Origin of the sequence: Massilia sp. Leaf139, from assembly GCF_001424165.1 — a bacterium.
Taxonomy (GTDB): domain Bacteria; phylum Pseudomonadota; class Gammaproteobacteria; order Burkholderiales; family Burkholderiaceae_D; genus Telluria.
Map to the genome: position 1 here is coordinate 445,907 of NZ_LMOJ01000001.1, position 16,816 is coordinate 462,722.

Annotated in this window: 16 protein-coding genes and 2 riboswitches; of the genes, 7 read left to right on the forward strand and 9 right to left on the reverse strand. The window is 67.0% G+C overall.

Going from position 1 to position 16,816, the window contains the following annotated elements:
* Window positions 1-21: 21 nt before the first annotated feature.
* The 4 genes from ASF77_RS01985 to ASF77_RS02000 are packed head-to-tail and all read right to left on the reverse strand — an operon-like array spanning window position 22 to window position 4,407.
* Window positions 22-1,221, reverse strand: a complete 1,200-nt coding sequence (locus ASF77_RS01985; RefSeq protein ID WP_056333672.1) for an ABC transporter permease — start codon at window positions 1,219-1,221, stop codon at window positions 22-24.
* Window positions 1,221-2,468, reverse strand: a complete 1,248-nt coding sequence (locus ASF77_RS01990; RefSeq protein ID WP_056333675.1) for an ABC transporter permease — start codon at window positions 2,466-2,468, stop codon at window positions 1,221-1,223. Before ASF77_RS01990 ends, ASF77_RS01985 begins: the two co-directional genes overlap by 1 nt.
* Window positions 2,469-2,477: 9 nt before the next feature.
* Window positions 2,478-3,140, reverse strand: a complete 663-nt coding sequence (locus ASF77_RS01995; protein ID WP_056333677.1) for an ABC transporter ATP-binding protein — start codon at window positions 3,138-3,140, stop codon at window positions 2,478-2,480.
* Between the two features lie 19 nt (window positions 3,141-3,159).
* Window positions 3,160-4,407, reverse strand: coding sequence for an efflux RND transporter periplasmic adaptor subunit (locus ASF77_RS02000; RefSeq protein WP_056333680.1), 1,248 nt, complete (start codon window positions 4,405-4,407; stop codon window positions 3,160-3,162).
* 277 nt (window positions 4,408-4,684) lie between these two features.
* Here ASF77_RS02000 and pnuC point away from each other — a divergent pair, with 277 nt between their 5' ends.
* Both pnuC and ASF77_RS02010 read left to right on the forward strand, forming a co-directional pair.
* A complete protein-coding gene (pnuC, locus tag ASF77_RS02005; protein ID WP_056333682.1) occupies window positions 4,685-5,278 on the forward strand; it encodes a nicotinamide riboside transporter PnuC in 594 nt (197 codons plus the stop codon).
* Window positions 5,275-5,799, forward strand: a complete 525-nt coding sequence (locus tag ASF77_RS02010) for an AAA family ATPase (RefSeq protein ID WP_056333685.1) — start codon at window positions 5,275-5,277, stop codon at window positions 5,797-5,799. The genes pnuC and ASF77_RS02010 overlap by 4 nt, the downstream gene beginning before the upstream one ends.
* Here the strand turns inward: ASF77_RS02010 and ASF77_RS02015 are convergent.
* Together ASF77_RS02015 and ASF77_RS02020 are read right to left on the reverse strand one after the other, a co-directional pair.
* On the reverse strand, window positions 5,796-7,925 hold the full coding sequence (locus ASF77_RS02015; RefSeq protein ID WP_056333687.1) for a TonB-dependent siderophore receptor: 2,130 nt from the start codon (window positions 7,923-7,925) through the stop codon (window positions 5,796-5,798). The two genes, ASF77_RS02010 and ASF77_RS02015, sit on opposite strands and share 4 nt — an antisense overlap.
* Window positions 7,926-8,008: 83 nt before the next feature.
* Window positions 8,009-8,107: riboswitch (TPP riboswitch) on the reverse strand.
* A gap of 131 nt (window positions 8,108-8,238) precedes the next feature.
* The gene (locus ASF77_RS02020) at window positions 8,239-9,198 is read right to left on the reverse strand and encodes a DUF535 family protein (RefSeq protein ID WP_082493502.1); all 960 of its coding nucleotides are present in this window, start codon (window positions 9,196-9,198) and stop codon (window positions 8,239-8,241) included.
* A 270-nt stretch (window positions 9,199-9,468) separates the two neighbouring features.
* On the opposite strand from ASF77_RS02020, the gene ASF77_RS02025 reads away from it, so the two are divergent.
* Entirely contained in the window at window positions 9,469-10,167 is a 699-nt protein-coding gene (locus ASF77_RS02025; RefSeq protein ID WP_056333690.1) for a glutathione S-transferase, read from the forward strand.
* Window positions 10,168-10,257: 90 nt separating this feature from the next.
* Here the strand turns inward: ASF77_RS02025 and dkgB are convergent, their stop codons facing one another.
* Window positions 10,258-11,067 (reverse strand): 2,5-didehydrogluconate reductase DkgB, encoded by an 810-nt coding sequence (gene dkgB, locus ASF77_RS02030; RefSeq protein ID WP_056333694.1) that lies wholly within the window; start codon window positions 11,065-11,067, stop codon window positions 10,258-10,260.
* A 20-nt stretch (window positions 11,068-11,087) separates the two neighbouring features.
* Complete coding sequence (locus tag ASF77_RS02035; protein WP_056333698.1) at window positions 11,088-12,290, reverse strand: MFS transporter; 1,203 nt, start codon at window positions 12,288-12,290, stop codon at window positions 11,088-11,090.
* Between the two features lie 99 nt (window positions 12,291-12,389).
* Here ASF77_RS02035 and ASF77_RS02040 point away from each other — a divergent pair, with 99 nt between their 5' ends.
* Both ASF77_RS02040 and ASF77_RS02045 read left to right on the forward strand, forming a co-directional pair.
* Complete coding sequence (locus ASF77_RS02040; protein WP_056333701.1) at window positions 12,390-13,286, forward strand: LysR family transcriptional regulator; 897 nt, start codon at window positions 12,390-12,392, stop codon at window positions 13,284-13,286.
* A gap of 123 nt (window positions 13,287-13,409) precedes the next feature.
* Entirely contained in the window at window positions 13,410-13,874 is a 465-nt protein-coding gene (locus ASF77_RS02045) for a VOC family protein (protein WP_056333704.1), read from the forward strand.
* Between the two features lie 16 nt (window positions 13,875-13,890).
* On the opposite strand, the gene mntP is transcribed toward ASF77_RS02045, so the two are convergent.
* Window positions 13,891-14,463 (reverse strand): manganese efflux pump MntP, encoded by a 573-nt coding sequence (gene mntP / locus ASF77_RS02050; protein ID WP_056333708.1) that lies wholly within the window; start codon window positions 14,461-14,463, stop codon window positions 13,891-13,893.
* Window positions 14,464-14,647: riboswitch (yybP-ykoY riboswitch) on the reverse strand. It lies immediately after the preceding gene.
* 160 nt (window positions 14,648-14,807) lie between these two features.
* Here mntP and ASF77_RS02055 point away from each other — a divergent pair.
* Window positions 14,808-15,731 carry a pirin family protein gene (locus tag ASF77_RS02055; protein ID WP_056333713.1) on the forward strand — a complete coding sequence of 308 codons (924 nt, stop codon included), beginning with the start codon at window positions 14,808-14,810 and terminating at the stop codon, window positions 15,729-15,731.
* Window positions 15,732-15,803: 72 nt separating this feature from the next.
* A complete protein-coding gene (locus ASF77_RS02060; protein WP_056333716.1) occupies window positions 15,804-16,667 on the forward strand; it encodes a PhzF family phenazine biosynthesis protein in 864 nt (287 codons plus the stop codon).
* Window positions 16,668-16,816: the final 149 nt, after the last annotated feature.

Sequence of the window (16,816 nt, forward strand, 5' to 3'; positions counted from 1 at the left end):
TTGTGTGTCTTTGTAGGGAGGCTATTCGTAATGCAGCGCTTCGGTCGGCGAGAGGCGGCTGGCGCGCCAGCCCGGATAGACCGCGCACAGCAAGGATAGCAGATAGATCACGGCCATCGACAGTGCCGCGGCCCCGGCAAAGACCGTCCAGTTCAGGCTTTCGCCGAGCGCGCCGGTCAGGGGCAGCTGCACCAGCAGCGCCAGGCCGAGGACGATGGCGATCGAGCTGAGCATGAACTGTTCGGCGACGATCTGGCGATAGATGTCGGCGGCGCTGGCGCCGATCGCGCGGCGCAGGCCGATCTCGGGAATGCGCTGGGTGGTGTTCTGCCATAGCGCGCCGAACAGGCCGAAGGCGACCATCAGCAGCATGAAGCCGGCGATCACGCCGACCACGATCAGCGGCACGGTGCGCGTCTTGAGCGCCAGGCTGCGCGCGCTCGACAAGGGCGCGATCTGGAACGACCAGTCGTTGCGGATCAGTTTCAGGCGCGCGTTCAGGCGCCGTTCGAATGCACGCGTCGTGCCGGGGTTTACCTTCAACACGATGGTGCGCGCGTCGCGGTCGTGCTTGCCGGGCTGGAGACGGGTAAAGGCGAAGTTGACTGGCGCCGCCAGCTCGCCCTTGGCGCGGTACTCGTCGACCACGCCGACCACGCGGTAGGTCTCCACCGTTTTCGGGCCTTCGCCGTCGATGAATTGCTTGCCGACCGCGTGCTCGCCCGGAAACATGGCCTCGGCCATGCGCCGGTTGATGACGGTGGGACGGTGCGCGCTGCCGTTGTCGAGCGGCGAAAACCAGCGGCCTTCCACCAGCGTCAGGCCCAGCACCTCGGCCAGGCGGTCGTCGGCGTCGAGCAGCTCGGTATGCACCTGGGGGCTGGCGCCATCGCGCCGCAGGTCGCTGGAGATGGTCGACATCGCATACGGCTCGAAGCTGGCGAAACCGACCACGCGCACCTCCGGCAGCTCGGCGAGGCCACGCCGCAGGCTGTCGTAGACGGCCTCGTCGAAGGCGTTCTTGCCATTGTCCCCGGCCAGCACCGTCACCGACCAGACGTCGGTGCCGTCGAAGCCGAGCGGCATGCGGTACAGCTGCGCGTAGCGCAGGCCGAAGGCGGCGACGGCGAATACGATCGCGAATGCAAGCAGGATCTCGAGGCTCAGCATCAGGTTCCTGGACTTGCGCTTCCAGGTCAGTTTCAACAAATGGCGGAACATCAGAGGGCTCCCTTGAGGGCGTGGACGGGATCGAGGCGCGACATCTTCCAGGCGGGCAGGACGCCGGAGACGAGGCCGAAGACGGTGGCGATCAGCATGCCCCAGCCGAAGACGGCCAGGTTCAGGTCGACCTGCAGGTAGGGAATCAGGTTGGCGCTTTCCAGCCAGGCCAGCACGCCGGCGGTGGCGAGGAGGGCGATCAGGCCGCCCGCGAGGCAGAGCAGCACGTTCTCGATCACGAACTGCAGCGCCAGCTGGCCGCTGGTGGCGCCGAAGGCCTTGCGCACGCCGATTTCCGAGCGCCGCTCGAGGATGCGGCCGGTGTTCAGATTGATCAGGTTCAGTGCCGGCAGCAGCATGAAAAGCACCATCGCCACTGCGATCCCGGCCAGCAGCTTGCCCGCGCCGGAGTTGGGTACGTCGTCGCTTTCCGTCAGAATGCGCGCGAACAGATCGAGCTTGCTGTCGGCCCAGAAGTAGATCGTCTTCCACTGCTTGGGGTCGTCGTGGACGACCCCCTTGGCGATCTGCGCCACCTGGCGCTGGATGCGCGGCAGATCCTCGGCGCGTTCGGCCAGCACCAGCGCCGTGAACAGGCCGGTCAGCTGGTTGCGGTAGTCGCTCGAGGCATAGGTGGAGATCGGCGCCCAGATGTCGGCGAAGGCGTTCACGTGCATCGCATCCTCGACCACGCCGACGACCTCGAAGCTCTGGCCGGCGACGTCGATGCGCTGGCCAATCGCCGCTTGCGGGGTGCCGGGGAACAGGCGCCGCGCGCTGCTGGCATTGAGCACCGCGATCATGCGTCCACGCGCGTCGTCCTCGACGGTGGGGAAGCGTCCGGCGAGCAGGCGGAAGTCGAGCACCTTCCAGTAATCGGCGTCGGCGCGGCGCATCTCCAGTTCGCTTACGGTCGCGCCCTGGTAGACCGAAACCGAGGTCGGCACGGTGACGGCGGCGACGCGCTCGACCCCCGGCAGCGGTTTCAGGTATTTGTCGATCAGCTTGAAGCCGGGCGCGGTGCGGCTGCGGCTGTCGCCGCTCGGGCTGTCCATGCGCACCATGGCCACTTGCAGGAAGCGGTCGCTCTTGCCTTCGACGCCGGAAGGACGGAAGGCCGTCTCCAGCAGCGAGGCGATCACCATCAGCACCACCAGGGTGAGCACGATGCAGAGCAGGTTGATGGCGGTGAAGAGTTTGCGGCGCATGAAGACCTTCCATGCGGTGACGAGGTAGTTGCGGAACATGGTCTCTCCTCAGGCGACCAGCTGGCCGTCGAACACGCGCACGATGCGGCTGGTGCGGCGCGCCTCGCGTTCGTCGTGGGTGACCATCACCACCGTCGTGCCCTCGGCGTTCAGCTTCAGCAGGATGTCCATCACTTCCTCGCCCATCTTGCTGTCGAGATTGCCGGTCGGCTCGTCGGCGAGCAGCACCTGCGGCTGGCCGACGATGGCGCGCGCGATCGCCACGCGCTGCTGCTGGCCGCCCGAAAGCTGGTTCGGGAAGTGGTCCATGCGCGCGCCCAGGCCCACTTTTTCGAGCGCCTCGCGCGCCAGGCGGCGCCGTTCGCCGGCCGCCATCTTGCGGTACAGGAGCGGCAGCTCGACGTTGTCGATCACGCGCAGATCCGGGATCAGGTGGAAGCTCTGGAAGATGAAGCCGAAGGTGCTGTTGCGCAGGCTGGCGACCTGCTTGTCGCGGTAGCGCGTGATCGGGATACCCTCGACTTCGATGCTGCCCTGGCCGGGCCGGTCGAGCAGGCCGATCAGGTTGAGCAGGGTGCTCTTGCCGCAGCCGCTGGGGCCCATCATGGCGACGAACTCGCCCTTTTTGACGTGCAGGTCGACGTCCTTCAGGGCCAGGGTTTCCACCTTGTCGGTGCGGTAGGTCTTGCTTACTTTGCTCAGTCGGATCATGGCGGTCTCAGTGTGTGTTTTAGTCGGTGATGCGGATATTGTCTTGCTGGGCGAAAGCCTTGATGTCGGAGACGATGAAGCGCTCGCCCGGGCGTGCGCCGGCGACCACTTCGACCAGCTTGCCGTCGCTGCTGCCCAGTTCCAGGATGCGCCGGGTGGCCACGCCGTCGGCCACGGCAAAGGCTTCCTGGCGCCCGCTGCCGTTGAAGGCGGCGCCCGCGTCCAGCACCAGCACGCCGTTCTTTTGTGCGGTGACGATGTTCACGTCGACCCGCATCTTGTTGCGCAGGAGCGGGTTGTGCGGCTGCGCCAGGTCGACCAGCAGTTTCACCGTGCCGTTCTGGATCTCGGGCAGGATGGTGTGGACGGTGCCGGCCAGGCGCTCGCCGTTCTGTTCAACCCGCACTTGCTGGCCGGGCGCGAGCAGGCGCGCATGGAAGTCCGACAGGGTGGCCTCGACCCGGTAGTTGTTCAGTTCCGAGACGCGCGCCAGCAGCTGGCCGGCGCCGACGCTGGCGCCTTCTTCCTGCGCCAGGAAGGTGAGCATGCCGGAAAAGGGCGCCGTCACGCGGGCCTGGGCCAGCAGGCGTTCCTGCTGCGCGATCTGCTTGTGCAGGATCGCCTTTTGCAGGTTGGCGGCATCGACGCTGCCGCTGGTGGCGCGGCGCGCATCGGCGATCTGTTCGCGGTGCTGGCGCAGCTGGATCTCGGTGCGCTTGACGTTCAGCTCCGCCGCCAGCAGGTCTTCGCCCGAGACCAGGCCGCTCACGCGCAGCTTCTGGTTGCGTTCGTGGCGGGCGCGCGCCGACAGCAGGTCGAGTTCGAGCAGCTCGATGCTGCTGGTGAGCCCCTTGCGCTTTCCGTCGAGTTCGAGGGCCAGCGCCTGGACGCGGTTCTCCTGCTGGGCCAGCTGTTCCTGCAGGCGCTCCAGCGCCAGGCGGATCTCGCGGTCGTCGAGTTCGAGCAGCAGCTCGCCCGCCTTCACTTGCTGGCCCGGCTTGGCGTGCACTTTCGCCACGCGGCTGGCGGCAGGGCTGGCCACGACTTCCTCGTGCACCGGGATGACGATGCCGGCGGCGTTGACGGTGTTGGCGACGTCGCCGCGGCGCACGGCGGCGACGCTGATGTCGGCGCCGTCCACGCTGGGACGCAGCACGCGGTTCACGCCCCAGGCCGCGCCGGCCAGGCTCGAGACGAGGAGGGCGGCAAGCAGCAGGTGGATGCGGCGGCGGTGTTGCAGGTAGGCGGGGTCGAGGGCTTGATCCATGATCGTCGGGCTGTGGGTCTTGTAATAGGTCTCGCTGTCTCTATTGCAAGCGCCGTGCCAGCCCCGTTTGCCCCGTGGAGAAGGGAATGACGGCGCGCACCGTGCCCGCCTGCGGGCAGAGGTGTCCGGATCCGGGCACTCGGGCTGTGGAGCGGGGGCCGCTCGTTGCACGCTCGTTGCATATTGGCGGCGCAGCGTGCATACTCGCCAGCCCGATGAGCCGCTCCTTTTTCCTCCACTTTCCCGTCCCGGCGTCCGCGCCAGCCCGCCGCCGCGCATGAACGACACGCTCCCCTTTTACGGTTTCTCCACCACGCCGCTCGAACTGATTTCGTTCGCGCTCGCCGCCACGACCGTCCTGCTCAACATCCGCCAGAACCACTGGGCCTGGCTGTTCTCGATCGCCTCGTCCGCCACCTATGCGGTTGTCTTCTTCGACGCGCGCCTGTACGGCGACAGCGGCCTGCAGCTGGTCTTCATCGCGGCCTCAGGCTGGGGCTGGTGGCAGTGGCTGCGCGGCACCGCCGAAACGCGCCTGGTGGTGACGCGCTTGACGCCCACGGGCTGGGCCTGGGCGCTGGCCGGCTGGGCGGGCGCCTTCCTGATCCTGTCCTGGTTCCTCAGGACGTACACGAACACCGACGTGCCCCACATCGACGGCTTCCTCACCGCGGGCAGCCTGGTCGGCCAGCTGCTGCTGGCCCGCAAGAAGGTCGAGAACTGGCACGTGTGGCTGGTCGTCGACGTGCTCTACGTCGGCCTCTACATCTACAAGGATCTGCACGTGACGGCCGTGCTGTATGCGGTCTTCGTGCTGCTGGCCGCGCGCGGGCTGCAGGCCTGGAGCAAGCTAGCAGGGGTGAAGGCATGAACGTGCGCCGCATCGCCGTGCTGGGCGCGGAATCCTCGGGCAAGTCGACCCTGTGCGGCGCGCTGGCGCGGCGCTACGACACCGTCTGGGTGCCCGAGTACCTGCGCGAATTCGTCGACACGCAGGGGCGCGTGCCCTACGAGCACGACCAATTCGGCATCGCCCGCACCCAGCGCGCGCGCGAGGACGCGGCCGCCCTCGAGGCTAACGGCCTGCTGTTCTGCGATACCACGCCGCTGATGACGGCACTCTACAGCCGCGTGTACTGGGGCCGGGTCGACGCCGCTCTGGCGCAGCTGGCGGCCACCCACGACTATGCCTTGACCCTGGTGACGGCGCCGGACACGCCCTGGATACCGGACGGCCTGATGCGCGAATCGGAAGAAGTGCGCCAGCAGGTGTTCGCCATGCTGGTGCGGGAGCTGGACGCGCGCGGCATCCGCTTCGTGCTGGTCGACGGCGACCTGCCGCACAGACTGCGGCAGGTCGAAGCGGCCCTGAAAGTCTTGACGCCGGCTTAGAAGTCGACCTGGGCTGACAGGCGCAAGCTGCGCGGCGCGCCCGGCAGCAGGTAGCCGCCCAGATCCTGGGTCACGTCGCGCCAGTAGAACTTGTCGAACAGGTTGTCGACCCGTGCGCGCAGCGTGACGCGGTTCGCGCCGACCTTCATGCCGTAGGCGGCGCCCAGGCCGACCACGTGGTAGCCCGGCACGTCGACCGTGTTTTCAGGATCGAAGGTCTTCTTGCCGGCATACTGCCACTGGGCGTTCAGCTTCAGGCCCGGCACGGCGGCGACCGCGTATTCGCCCCAGACGGTCGTCTTCAGCTTCGGCACGTTGGTGGTGCGCTTGCCGTCCAGGGTGGCGTCGCCGGTATCCTGCTGGCGGGCGCGCAGCGCCATCAGCGAGGCGCCGTAGGCCAGGCCGTTCGCGGCGCGCTGCGCCGACAGTTCGATGCCGCGGTGGTTGCGTTCGCCGTTGCGGACAAACGTGTCGTTCGCGTCCGTGTATTCCAGGCCGTTCGTGATCTGGAAGATGGCGGCATTCACCGACACGCCCGCGCCGGCGATGCCCTTCAGGCCGAACTCGATCTGCTTCGAGCGGTTCGGGCCCAGGTCTTCGTTCGCATTGGTCGTCTCGATCGGCGCCACGCCGCCCGATTCCAGGCCGTAGGCCAGCGTGCCGTAGACATTCCAGTTCTTCGTCGGGCTGTACACCAGCGAGACGTTCGGCAGCGCGAACGAGGCCTTGTCCGTGGCCCACGGCAGTTCCGACTCCGGCTGTTGGGCGCTGTCGATCTTCACGTAGCGCACGCCGGCGTGCACCGTCACTTGCGGCGACAGGGTGAGGATGTCCTGCACGTACAGGCCGCGTTCGCGGTCGCGGAAGCGTTCGTAGACAGGGCCGGTCGCCGGATTGCCCGGCGCCGGATCGGTGACCAGCGGGTTGTAGATATTGCTGTAGCCGGCGTAGTCATAGACGTAGTCGCCATAGCTGTTGTGGCGCTCGGCGTAGTTGGCGCCGATCGTCAGCAGGTGACGCACGCCGCCGCTCTGGAAGCGGCCCTGCAACTGGGCTTGTGCGCCGAACGGGGTCTTGCGCTCGCCCACGCTCTGGTAATCGTAGACGTCGTAATCGCCATTGCCGCAGTAGCCCGGATAGTAGCCCTCGCCCTCGTTGCTGCAGCCGTAAGGGAAGGCGGTGAAGTCGTCGCGCTTGAACCAGTGCTTGTTGGCGGTAACGAGGGCGTTCCAGTCGGCGTTCAGGCGGTAGGCGAAGCGCAGGCCGAGGTTGGCGCTGTCGGTGTCGACCGGCTTCGTCCAGGGCTGGGCATTGAGCAGAAGCTTCGGCGAAATGTTGGTGGGCAGGTCGACGCCGCGCACGAGCTGGTAGCCGGGCGCCGTGAACTGCTCCTTGTGCTGGAAGTCCATGTCGACCTGCAGCAGTGCGTCGGGCGTGATCTGCCAGTCGAAAGCGCCTGATGCGAACTGGCGTTTGCCGTCGGCGCCGCGTACATACGAACGCAGGCGGTCGGCGGCGGCGTTGATGCGGTAGCCGAAGCGAGTGTCCTCGAAGCGGCCGCCGATGTCGGCTTCCGCGTGCAGCGTGCCGCGCTCGCGCGCTTCAACGGTGACCGAGCGCAGCGGGGTAGCGGTCGGACGCTTGGTGACGAAGTTCAGCAAGCCGCCTGGCGCGGCCAGGCCCGCCTGCAGGCCGGCCACGCCCTTGAGCAGCTCGAAGCGCTCCTTGTTCTCGAGCGGGATCTGGGTGTCGGCCGCGATCGCGATGCCGTCCTTGCGGTAGCCCGAGTTGTTATTGAGCTTGAAGCCGCGCACCGAGAACTGCTCGGCATAGCCGACGGCGTTGTAGGCGTCGCCGACCGAGGCGTCGTACTGGACGGCGTCGCTGGCCGAGCGGATCGACAGATCCTGCATCTGGCTGCGGCCGATGGCGACGACCGAGGCCGGGATGTCCATCAGCGGCAGGTCGGCGAAGCCGCCGATGCTGGCGCGGTCGCTGACCGTCCACTTGCTGGCGGTGACGAAGACCGAGGCGACCGGCTCAGTCGTAGGTGTGGTCTGGGCCTGGACGGCGAACGCTTGCGCGAGGGCGCAGGCGATGAGGGAATGCTTGAAGACGGGTTTCATTGGTTTGCTCGTGGTTTGGGCGACGCATGCGCGACCGCTTGAATACAACCGGAGCCAACGTGGGGGAAGGGCAAACAAGGTGTGAACTGCTTGGCGCGCTTTCCTTCGCTGGCATTATCCAGATCAGGTACGAAGGGTATCTCTCACCCGGAACGACAGTTCCAGGACCCCTAGCGAGGCGCGAGTGTAACACGGGTGATGCGTGGTGTGGTGGTTCTGGCAATGCAGGCTGCGGTGTCGACGGTAAACGCAGCGCGGGGTGATCGGAACCGTTCGTCCCGATGACCCCGCGGTCACGCGCCTTCGTGGCCGTTCAAACGTCCACCGTCTCCCGCAAGGGCGCCGCATGCTCGTGGTGTAACCGCGCATGCAGCAGGTGGCGCTGCAGCGTCGCGCGCGTGCTGCCTTCGATGGCGCGCCAGTTGTCGCGGCGCTGGGCGGCGCGCTTGCGGTGCTTGGAGGGCATGTCGGCCAGCGGTTTCAAGTAGAAGGGCAGGGCGATCAGCCAGGTGTCGCCCGGCAGCTCGACACCGCCCAGCACCTTCCAAAAGCCGTCGTAAGCATTCGCGAAGTGCTTGATTTCTTCCGGGTCGTAGGCGATGTGCGCGGTGCACTTGACGGCCACTACCTGCTCCATGCCGACCGCCTGCGCCAGGCCCTGCATCGCGGCGAAGCAAAAGAAGCTGGGCGAGTTGTTCGGGAAGCAGGTCTCGAAGGCGTCGAAGGCCTCGCCCGACTCCGTCCAGCGGCCCTGGTTGCGGGCCACGAAGGGAACCAATGGCGAGCGCACCCCGGCGATGTGCCCGTCGATCCAGGAGAAGGACAGGCGGTGCAGCACCTTGCCGTCGGCGACCAGCGCGATCGTCAGGTCGCCCTCGGCATTCGTGCGCGAGGCCATCTCGAGGCGGATCAGGAAGTGGTGCTCGCCCACCGTCTGCTGCCACAGCTGCAGGCCGCCGCCCGCATACACGGCCGCCTTATAGGCCGTATCGTAGGTCGCCTCTTCGAAGCGGTAATGCGACAGCACGCACTGCACGCGCTGGCGCGCGCTCAGTCCCTGTACCAGATAGCCGGCGTGGCTCAGGTGGTGGAAAGGGTCGTCGTTCGGCGGCGTCATCACGTGGTTGCGGTAGACGTCGAGCTCGCACAGCGCGGCCTGATCGCGGTAGAAGCGCAGCACGCGCGCACTGCGCAGCACCGACAGCAGCCAGGAAGAGAAGGGCAGCTCGCTGCGGCGCGCGCGCCAGTAACGGGTAAGATGAGCAAAGATCATGGGGCGTTCCGTGGAGGACGGGTTGCGGACAGGCTCATGGTGTCCCAACCGGTCGCTCCCGGCGGTGCGATTGCTCAAGGGAAATAGATTCTTTGGGGCAATATTTTCGGTAGACTCTTCTTCGTCTTCCGTGCGCATCGACAGCATCGTGTTCCCTTCCGGATCGCTTTATTATCTTGAACAAACATTCCTAGTTGCAAGATTAGCACGACCCGCGCGCGGCATCACGAAATTCCGTTCCATACTGGGTTCTCGACAGAGGAGGACACGATGGCATACCAACTGTTCTATTGGCCCAGCATTCAGGGACGCGGCGAATACGTCCGCCTGGCGCTGGAAGAAGCGGGCGAGGATTACGAGGACGTGGCACGCGGCCCGGGCGGCGTCGACGCGCTGATGGCGGCGCTGAAGGAAGGCTCGACGCCGAGCTTCGCGCCGCCTTTCCTGCGCGTGGACGGCATGACGGTCGGCCAGACCGCAGCGATCCTGATGCTGATCGGCGAACGCCACGGCCTGGCGCCGCAGGATACGGCGGGGCGCCTGTGGACGCACCAACTGCAATTGACGATCGCCGACCTGGTGAACGAGGCGCACGACACCCACCATCCGGTCGGCAGCGGCCTGTATTACGAAGACCAGCAGGAAGAAGCGCGGCGCAGGTCGAGCGACTTCACGGCTGCGCGCATCCCGAAGTTCTTCGCCTATTTCGGCCATGTGCTGGGCGATCAGGACTATCTGCTCGGTAGCGATGTCACTTACGCCGACCTGTCGCTGTTCCAGACGATCGAGGGCCTCGCGTACGCCTTCCCGAAGGCGACGGCGCGCGCATTGGCGCAGCATCCGAACCTGGACGCGCTGCGCCGGCGCGTGGCCGCACGTCCGCGCATCGCCGCCTATCTAAGCTCGCCGCGCCGGATTCCTTTCAATGAAGAGGGTATCTTCCGTCGCTATCCCGAACTGGACACGTAGAGCGCCTGACAAGACCGTCAGGGCAAGGCGCGGCGCCGAAGACAGTACGGTAGTACGGCGAGGCGCTGCAACGCAGCCATGACGGTCTTGTCAGGTGCTCGTGTCCCAGTGAGGCGCGAAGTCGGGGCTGACCAGGCGCTCGTCGCGATCGAGGCCATCGATGGCGGCGATGTCCTGGCGGCCCAACACGAGGTCGCGCGCCGCCAGGTTGCTGGCCAGGTTCGCGCGCCGGGTCGAGGACGGAATGACCGTATGTCCCTTCGCCAGCAGCCAGGCCAGCGTGACCTGGGCCGGCGTCGCATTCAGGCGCGCGGCGATGGCGCCGATGATCGGGTCATCGAGCACCTTGCCGTAGGCGAGCGGCATATAGGCCGTCACCGGAATGCCCTGTTCGCGCGCGAAGTCGGCCACGGCGCGGTTCTGCAGGTAGGGATGCAGCTCGACCTGGTTGGTGGCGATGTTGGCCGCGCCGATGGCGTCGATCGCTTCGCGCATCAGCGGGATCGTGAAGTTGGAGACGCCGATGGCGCGCGTCAGGCCGCGCTCGCGCGCCTCCAGCAGCGCCGCCATCGATTCCGCCACCGGCACTGCGCCGTTCGGCGAGGGCCAGTGGATCAGCGTCAGGTCGAGCTGCTCGAGGCGCAGCTTGCGCAGGCTCTCCTTCAGGCTCGGGATCAGGGCGTCGGCCGCCAGGTGCGCCGTCCAGATTTTGGTGGTGACGAAGACCTCGTTGCGCGGCACGCCGCTGGCGGCCAGCGCGGCGCCGACTTGCTCCTCGTTGCCGTAGATCTGGGCGGTATCGATGTGGCGGTAGCCGAGGTCGAGGGCGTTGGCGACGCTGTCGATGGCGCTCTGGCCTTGCAGGCGGAAGGTGCCGGCGCCGATGGATGGCATGGTCATGGTGTGTTCCTTTTCAGTGATTAAACGGGTGCGGCTTGCTTGACGGCGGTCGGCTTGACGACAAGGTCGCGCTTGTCGAGACGGCCGGCGAAGGTGGTCAGGGCCAGCGCGCCGAGCACGACCAGGGCACCGATCGGCGGCGTCGCCATCACGCCCAGGTGGCCGACGATCAGGCCGCCGCCCCAGGCGCCGAGCGCGATACCGAGGTTGAAGGCGGCGATGTTCAGGCCCGACGCCATGTCGGCTGCCTGCGGCGCATCAAGCTCGGCGCGCTGCACGACGTACAGTTGCAGGGCCGGCACGTTGCCGAAGGCGACCGCGCCCCAGGCCAGCACGGTGGCCACCACCAGCACCGGATGCGGCGCCGTGAAGCTCAGTATGGCAAGCACGGCGGCCAGCAGCGCGAACACGATCTGCAGCGCCCGCACCGGCCCCTTGCGGTCGGCCAGGCGCCCGCCCCAGATATTCCCGGCAGCGACCGAGACGCCGTACACCAGCATCACCAGGCCGACGCTGCCGGGCGCGAAGCCGGCCACGTCCTGCAGGATGGGCGCAAGATAGGTAAAGGCGACGAAGGAGCCGCCATAGCCGAGCGTGGTGATCGCATACACGAGCAGCAGGCGCGGTTGTTTCAAGACAGCGAACTGCCTGGCAAGGCTGGCCGGCCTGGCGCCGCCGATCGACTTCGGTACGAGGATGGCGCTGCCGATCATGGCGACGATGCCGAGCGCCGCGACCGCCAGGAAGGTCGACTGCCAGCCGAACTGCTGGCCGATCCAGGTACCGAGCGGCACGCCGGTCACCAGCGCCACCGTCAGGCCGGTGAACATCAGGGCGATGGCGCTGGCGGCTTTTTCCTTCTGCACCAGGCTGGTGGCGATGGTCGAGCCGATCGAGAAAAACACGCCGTGGGCCAGGCCCGTCAGCACGCGCGCGGCCATCAGGGCGGCATAGCCGGGCGCGATCGAGGCGACCAGGTTCCCGGCCGTGAACAGCAGCATCAGGCCGATCAGCAGCTGCTTGCGCGGCACGCGGGCGGTGAGGGCGGTCAGGAGCGGCGCGCCGACCGCGACGCCGAGCGCATACACGCTCACCAGCAGGCCGGCGGACGGGACGGAGACGCCAAGGCTGGCGGCGACGTCGGGAATCAGCCCGACGATGACGAATTCGGTGGTGCCGATGGCAAAGGCGCTCAATGTGAGCGCCCAGAGGGCAAGTGGCATGGTGACTCCAGAGGTAACAAGACAGGCATGCAGTCTGATCGATGCGAGCTCGCGGAAAAATCCCCTGGGCTACAATAGACTTTTGACTGGGGATCACGAATGATCGATGTGGAGGCGTTGATTACCTTCTCTGCCGTCATGGATACGGGCTCGTTCACCAAGGCCGCCGCGCGCCTCGGCCAGACGCCTTCGGGCGTGTCGCGCACCATCGCGCGCCTGGAAGAGCACCTGGGCCTGACCTTGCTGCATCGGACGACGCGGCGCCTGCAGTTGACGGACGAGGGCGCCTGGCTGCTGGAGCGCGCCCGCGCATTGCTGGCGGATCTCGCCAATACCGAAGCCGAAGCGGCGGCGCGCCGTTCCCAACCCGCCGGCCTGGTGCGCGTGAATGCGGCGACGCCCGCCCTCGGCCACCTGCTGGCGCCGCTGCTTCCCGCCTTTCTCGACGCCTATCCACTGGTGCAGCTGGAACTGACCAGCGGCGAAACGGTCGTCGACCTGATCGAAGAGCGCGCCGACCTGGCGATCCGCATCGGCAATCTGCCGGACTCGACCCTGAACGCGCGCCGCCTCGGCAGCAGCCGCATCCGCGTGCTGGCCGCGCCGGCCTATCTGGAACGCCACGGCGCTCCGGCGAGCGTGGCCGAACTGGCGCAGCACCGCCTGCTCGGCTTCTCGGCGCCGGCTTCGCTGAACACCTGGCCGCTGGAGCACGGCGGCGCCGAGGGCTACACGATCGACCCGCAAGTCACTGCATCGAGCGGCGAGACGGTGCGTCACCTGGCCCTGGCCGGCGCCGGCATCGCTTCGCTGTCGGATTTCATGACCCGCGCCGACCTGGCCGCGGGCACGCTGGTGCCGGTGCTGAAAGCGGCCGCGCTGCCCTGGTCGCAGCCGGTCTGGGCCGTGTTCTACAAGCAGGGCGGACTCGCGCCGCGGGTGGCCGCGCTGGTGGATTTTCTGGCGCGCGAATTGGGGACTGTCCTGGAAAACTGAACATCGATAGCACCCCAGCTTGGCGCAGCGCAGCACACGCAAGCATTGCGTGAACTTCAGGCAGGCGCTACGCTCAATAGAGCAGGTACAAAAAAACCATCAACCATCCTGAAAGGACATGTCATGAGTGCAGAGGTCAAGCCGGTCGAAGAGGGCATGCATACCGTTACGCCGCACCTCGTGTGCGCCAATTGCCACGAGGCGATCGAGTTCTACAAAAAGGCCTTCGGCGCCGTCGAAGTCATGCGCTCGCCCATGCCCGACGGCCGCGTCGGCCACGCCATGCTGCGCATCGGCGATTCGCCCATCTTCCTGGCCGACGAATTCCCGGACTACGGCTCCTTCGGCCCGCTGACCCTGAAGGGTTCGCCGGTCACCATCCACCTGTCGGTGCCGAACGTGGACGCGATCTGGGAAAGCGCCAAGGCCGCCGGCGCCACCGTGCGCATGGAACTGGCCGACATGTTCTGGGGCGACCGCTACGGCCAGATCGTCGACCCGTTCGGTCACGTATGGTCGATGGCGACCCACATCCGCGACGTCTCGCCGGAAGAGATGGAAGAGGCGATGAAGAAGGAGTGTGCCTGAGCGAAGGATTAGCCGCTCAGACCGGCGCCGCCCCCAGGTGGTCGTAAAGAATCAGGCTGCCGATCACGATCAGCACCACGCCGCCGACGATCTCGGCGCGCTTGCCCACAAGCGCGCCCAGGCCGCGGCCCAGCATGACGCCGAGCGTGACCATGACGAAGGTGGCGAAGCCGATCGCGGCGGCCGTGACAAAGATGTTCGCGTCGATAAAGGCGAGGCCGGCGCCGACGATGAGGGCGTCGACGCTGGTCGCCATGCCGGTCACGGCCAGGCGCAGGAAAGAGTGGCTGTTCGGCTTGTCTTCTTCGATCTCGGGTTCGCCCCAGCCTTCGTGGATCATGCGCAGGCCGAGCGCGCCCAGCAGCACGAAGGCGATCCAGTGATCCCAGGCCTGCACATAGGGCGCGGCGGCGTTGCCCAGCGCCCAGCCGAGCAGGGGCGTCAGGCCTTCGATCACGCCGAAGATCAGGCCGGTACGCAGCGCCTCGCGCAGCTGCGGCCGCTGCAGGGCCGCGCCCTTGCCAACAGCGGCGGCGAAAGCGTCGGTGGACATGGCGAGGGCGAGCGAGGCGGTGGCGGCGACATTCATGGGATCGTTCCGTCGGGCATACGCGAAGGCAAGCCCGCGCGGCCCGAACTCGCACGCAGGCATGCCAAAGGTCTTGCCAACCGGACGGCTGCCCGTACCACGGCGCCGGATGGATGGCGCCGAGTATGTTGATACGGGAACTTCCGCGCGATGCGGAAGCAGGCTACTCCCCAATGGATGGCGATATTGTAACCGAGCGCGGGGCGGAAAGCTCAGCAAAAGGCCGCGCACAGGAGCGAACGTGGTCATTTGCACAAGACCCTTCGGCGACGTAGACTGGCTCGATCACTCAGCACGCGCCGGCACGCCGCCGCCGCGTAAGCGAACCCGACAAGGAGAACAGCTTGGATCAGCATGACGACATCGGCGCACTCGACATCGTGATCGTACCGCCCACCCACGACCTGGGCGACGGTTTCAAGGTACGGCGTGCGCTGCCCAGCCGCCAGCGGCGCATGGTCGGCCCCTTCGTCTTCCTCGACCAGATGGGCCCGCACGTCTTCGACGCCGGGCGCGGGCTCGACGTACGGCCCCATCCGCACGTCTGCCTGGCCACCGTGACCTATCTGTTCGACGGCGAGATCCTGCACCGCGACAGCCTGGGCAGCGTGCAGGCGATCCGTCCCGGCGAAGTCAACTGGATGACAGCCGGGCGCGGCATCGTCCATTCCGAGCGCACCGACAGCGTGCTGCGCCAGGGACAGTCCGGCCTGTTCGGCCTGCAGTGCTGGGTGGCGCTGCCGTCGAAGCACGAGGAGACCGATCCCGCTTTCGCCCACATCGAGGCGGGCGCCTTGCCCTTCATCGAAGGCGAGGGGGTCGAGGCGCGCGTGGTTGCGGGCAGCTTCTGGGGCCGGCGCGCCCCGGTGGCGACCCTGTCCGACATGTTCTATGTCGACGTCAGGCTGAAGGCCGGCGCGCGCATCGCGATGCCGCCGGAGTACCCCGAGCAGGCCATCTATATCGTCGAAGGCCGGCTCGACCTTGGCCGCGACGGCGTCTTCGATTCCGGCCAGCTGGTGGTGCTGAAACCCGGCGCCGAAGTGGTGCTGGGCGCGCCCGGGCCGGGGCCGACGCGCATCATGCTGCTCGGCGGCGAGCCGATGGACGGCCCGCGCTACCTGTCCTGGAATTTCGTCGCCAGTTCGGAAGAGCGCATCGAACAGGCCAAGCGCGACTGGCAGGCCGGCGCCTTTCCCCAGGTGCCGGGCGAGACGGAATTCATTCCGCTGCCCGAGCAGCAGGGCAAGCCCGTGCGTTATCCATAGATTATGGGTCGGTCGGCAAAGGCGTTGCAATCGAGGTAAGATTGAGCCTCATTTATTTCTGAGAGGCAATTCATGAGCGCACAGCAAGCGATCGACGAGGTTCAACGCATCGCCGCTTTTTCCGACGGCGGCACGGGCGGCAACCCGGCCGGGGTCTGGATCGGAGACAGTTTGCCGGCGGACGCCGTCATGCAGCAGGTCGCCCACGACGTCGGCTATTCGGAAACCGCCTTCGCCGCGCCTCAGGGCCAGGGTTGGCGCGTGCGCTATTTCTCGCCGGAGTCCGAAGTGCCGTTCTGCGGCCACGCCACGATTGCGCTGGGCGCCGCGCTGGCTGCCAGCCGCGGCGACGGCGTGTACGCACTGGCGCTGAACGATGCGGCGATTACGGTCGAGGGCCGGCAGTCGACCGCGCCCGACGGCGCCAAGCTGAGCTCGGCTGCGCTGCAGTCGCCGCCCACGCGCAGCGCGCCGGCGCCCGCCGCGCTCGTCGACGAGGCCCTGGCGCTGTTCGGCTATGGAGCCGGCGACCTCGATCCGCGCATTCCGCCTGCGCTGACCCATGGCGGCGCCGACCACCTGGTGCTGGCCCTGCGCAGGCGCGCGCTGCTGGCGGCCATGCGCTACGAACTCGATGCGGGCCGGCGCTTCATGCGCGCGCATGGCCTCGTCACGGTCGTGCTGGCCTGGAGCGAAAGCGACACGCTGTTCCATACCCGCAATCCCTTCGCTTCCGGCGGCGTCTACGAGGATCCGGCGACCGGCGCCGGCACGGCTGCCCTGGCCGGCTACCTGCGCGACATCGGCTGGCCGCATGGCGGCGCCATCGATGTGGTGCAAGGCGAGGACATGGGCATGCGTTCGCGCCTGCGCGCCGAGATCGGGGCGGAGGCGGGCGGCTCGATCCGGGTGTCGGGCACGGCGCGTTTCATGTAAGGCTGCATGGATTTATCCATGGAAACAAGGGCTTAATGCCGAGTTGATACCTCCGTTTACTGCTTAATCTGTAGCAGGGATTTGCTCGGAATTCATGAATTGAGGGTAAAAAGCGCCTTTCCTTGAGGTTTAGGAAGTTTTTAAAAGAT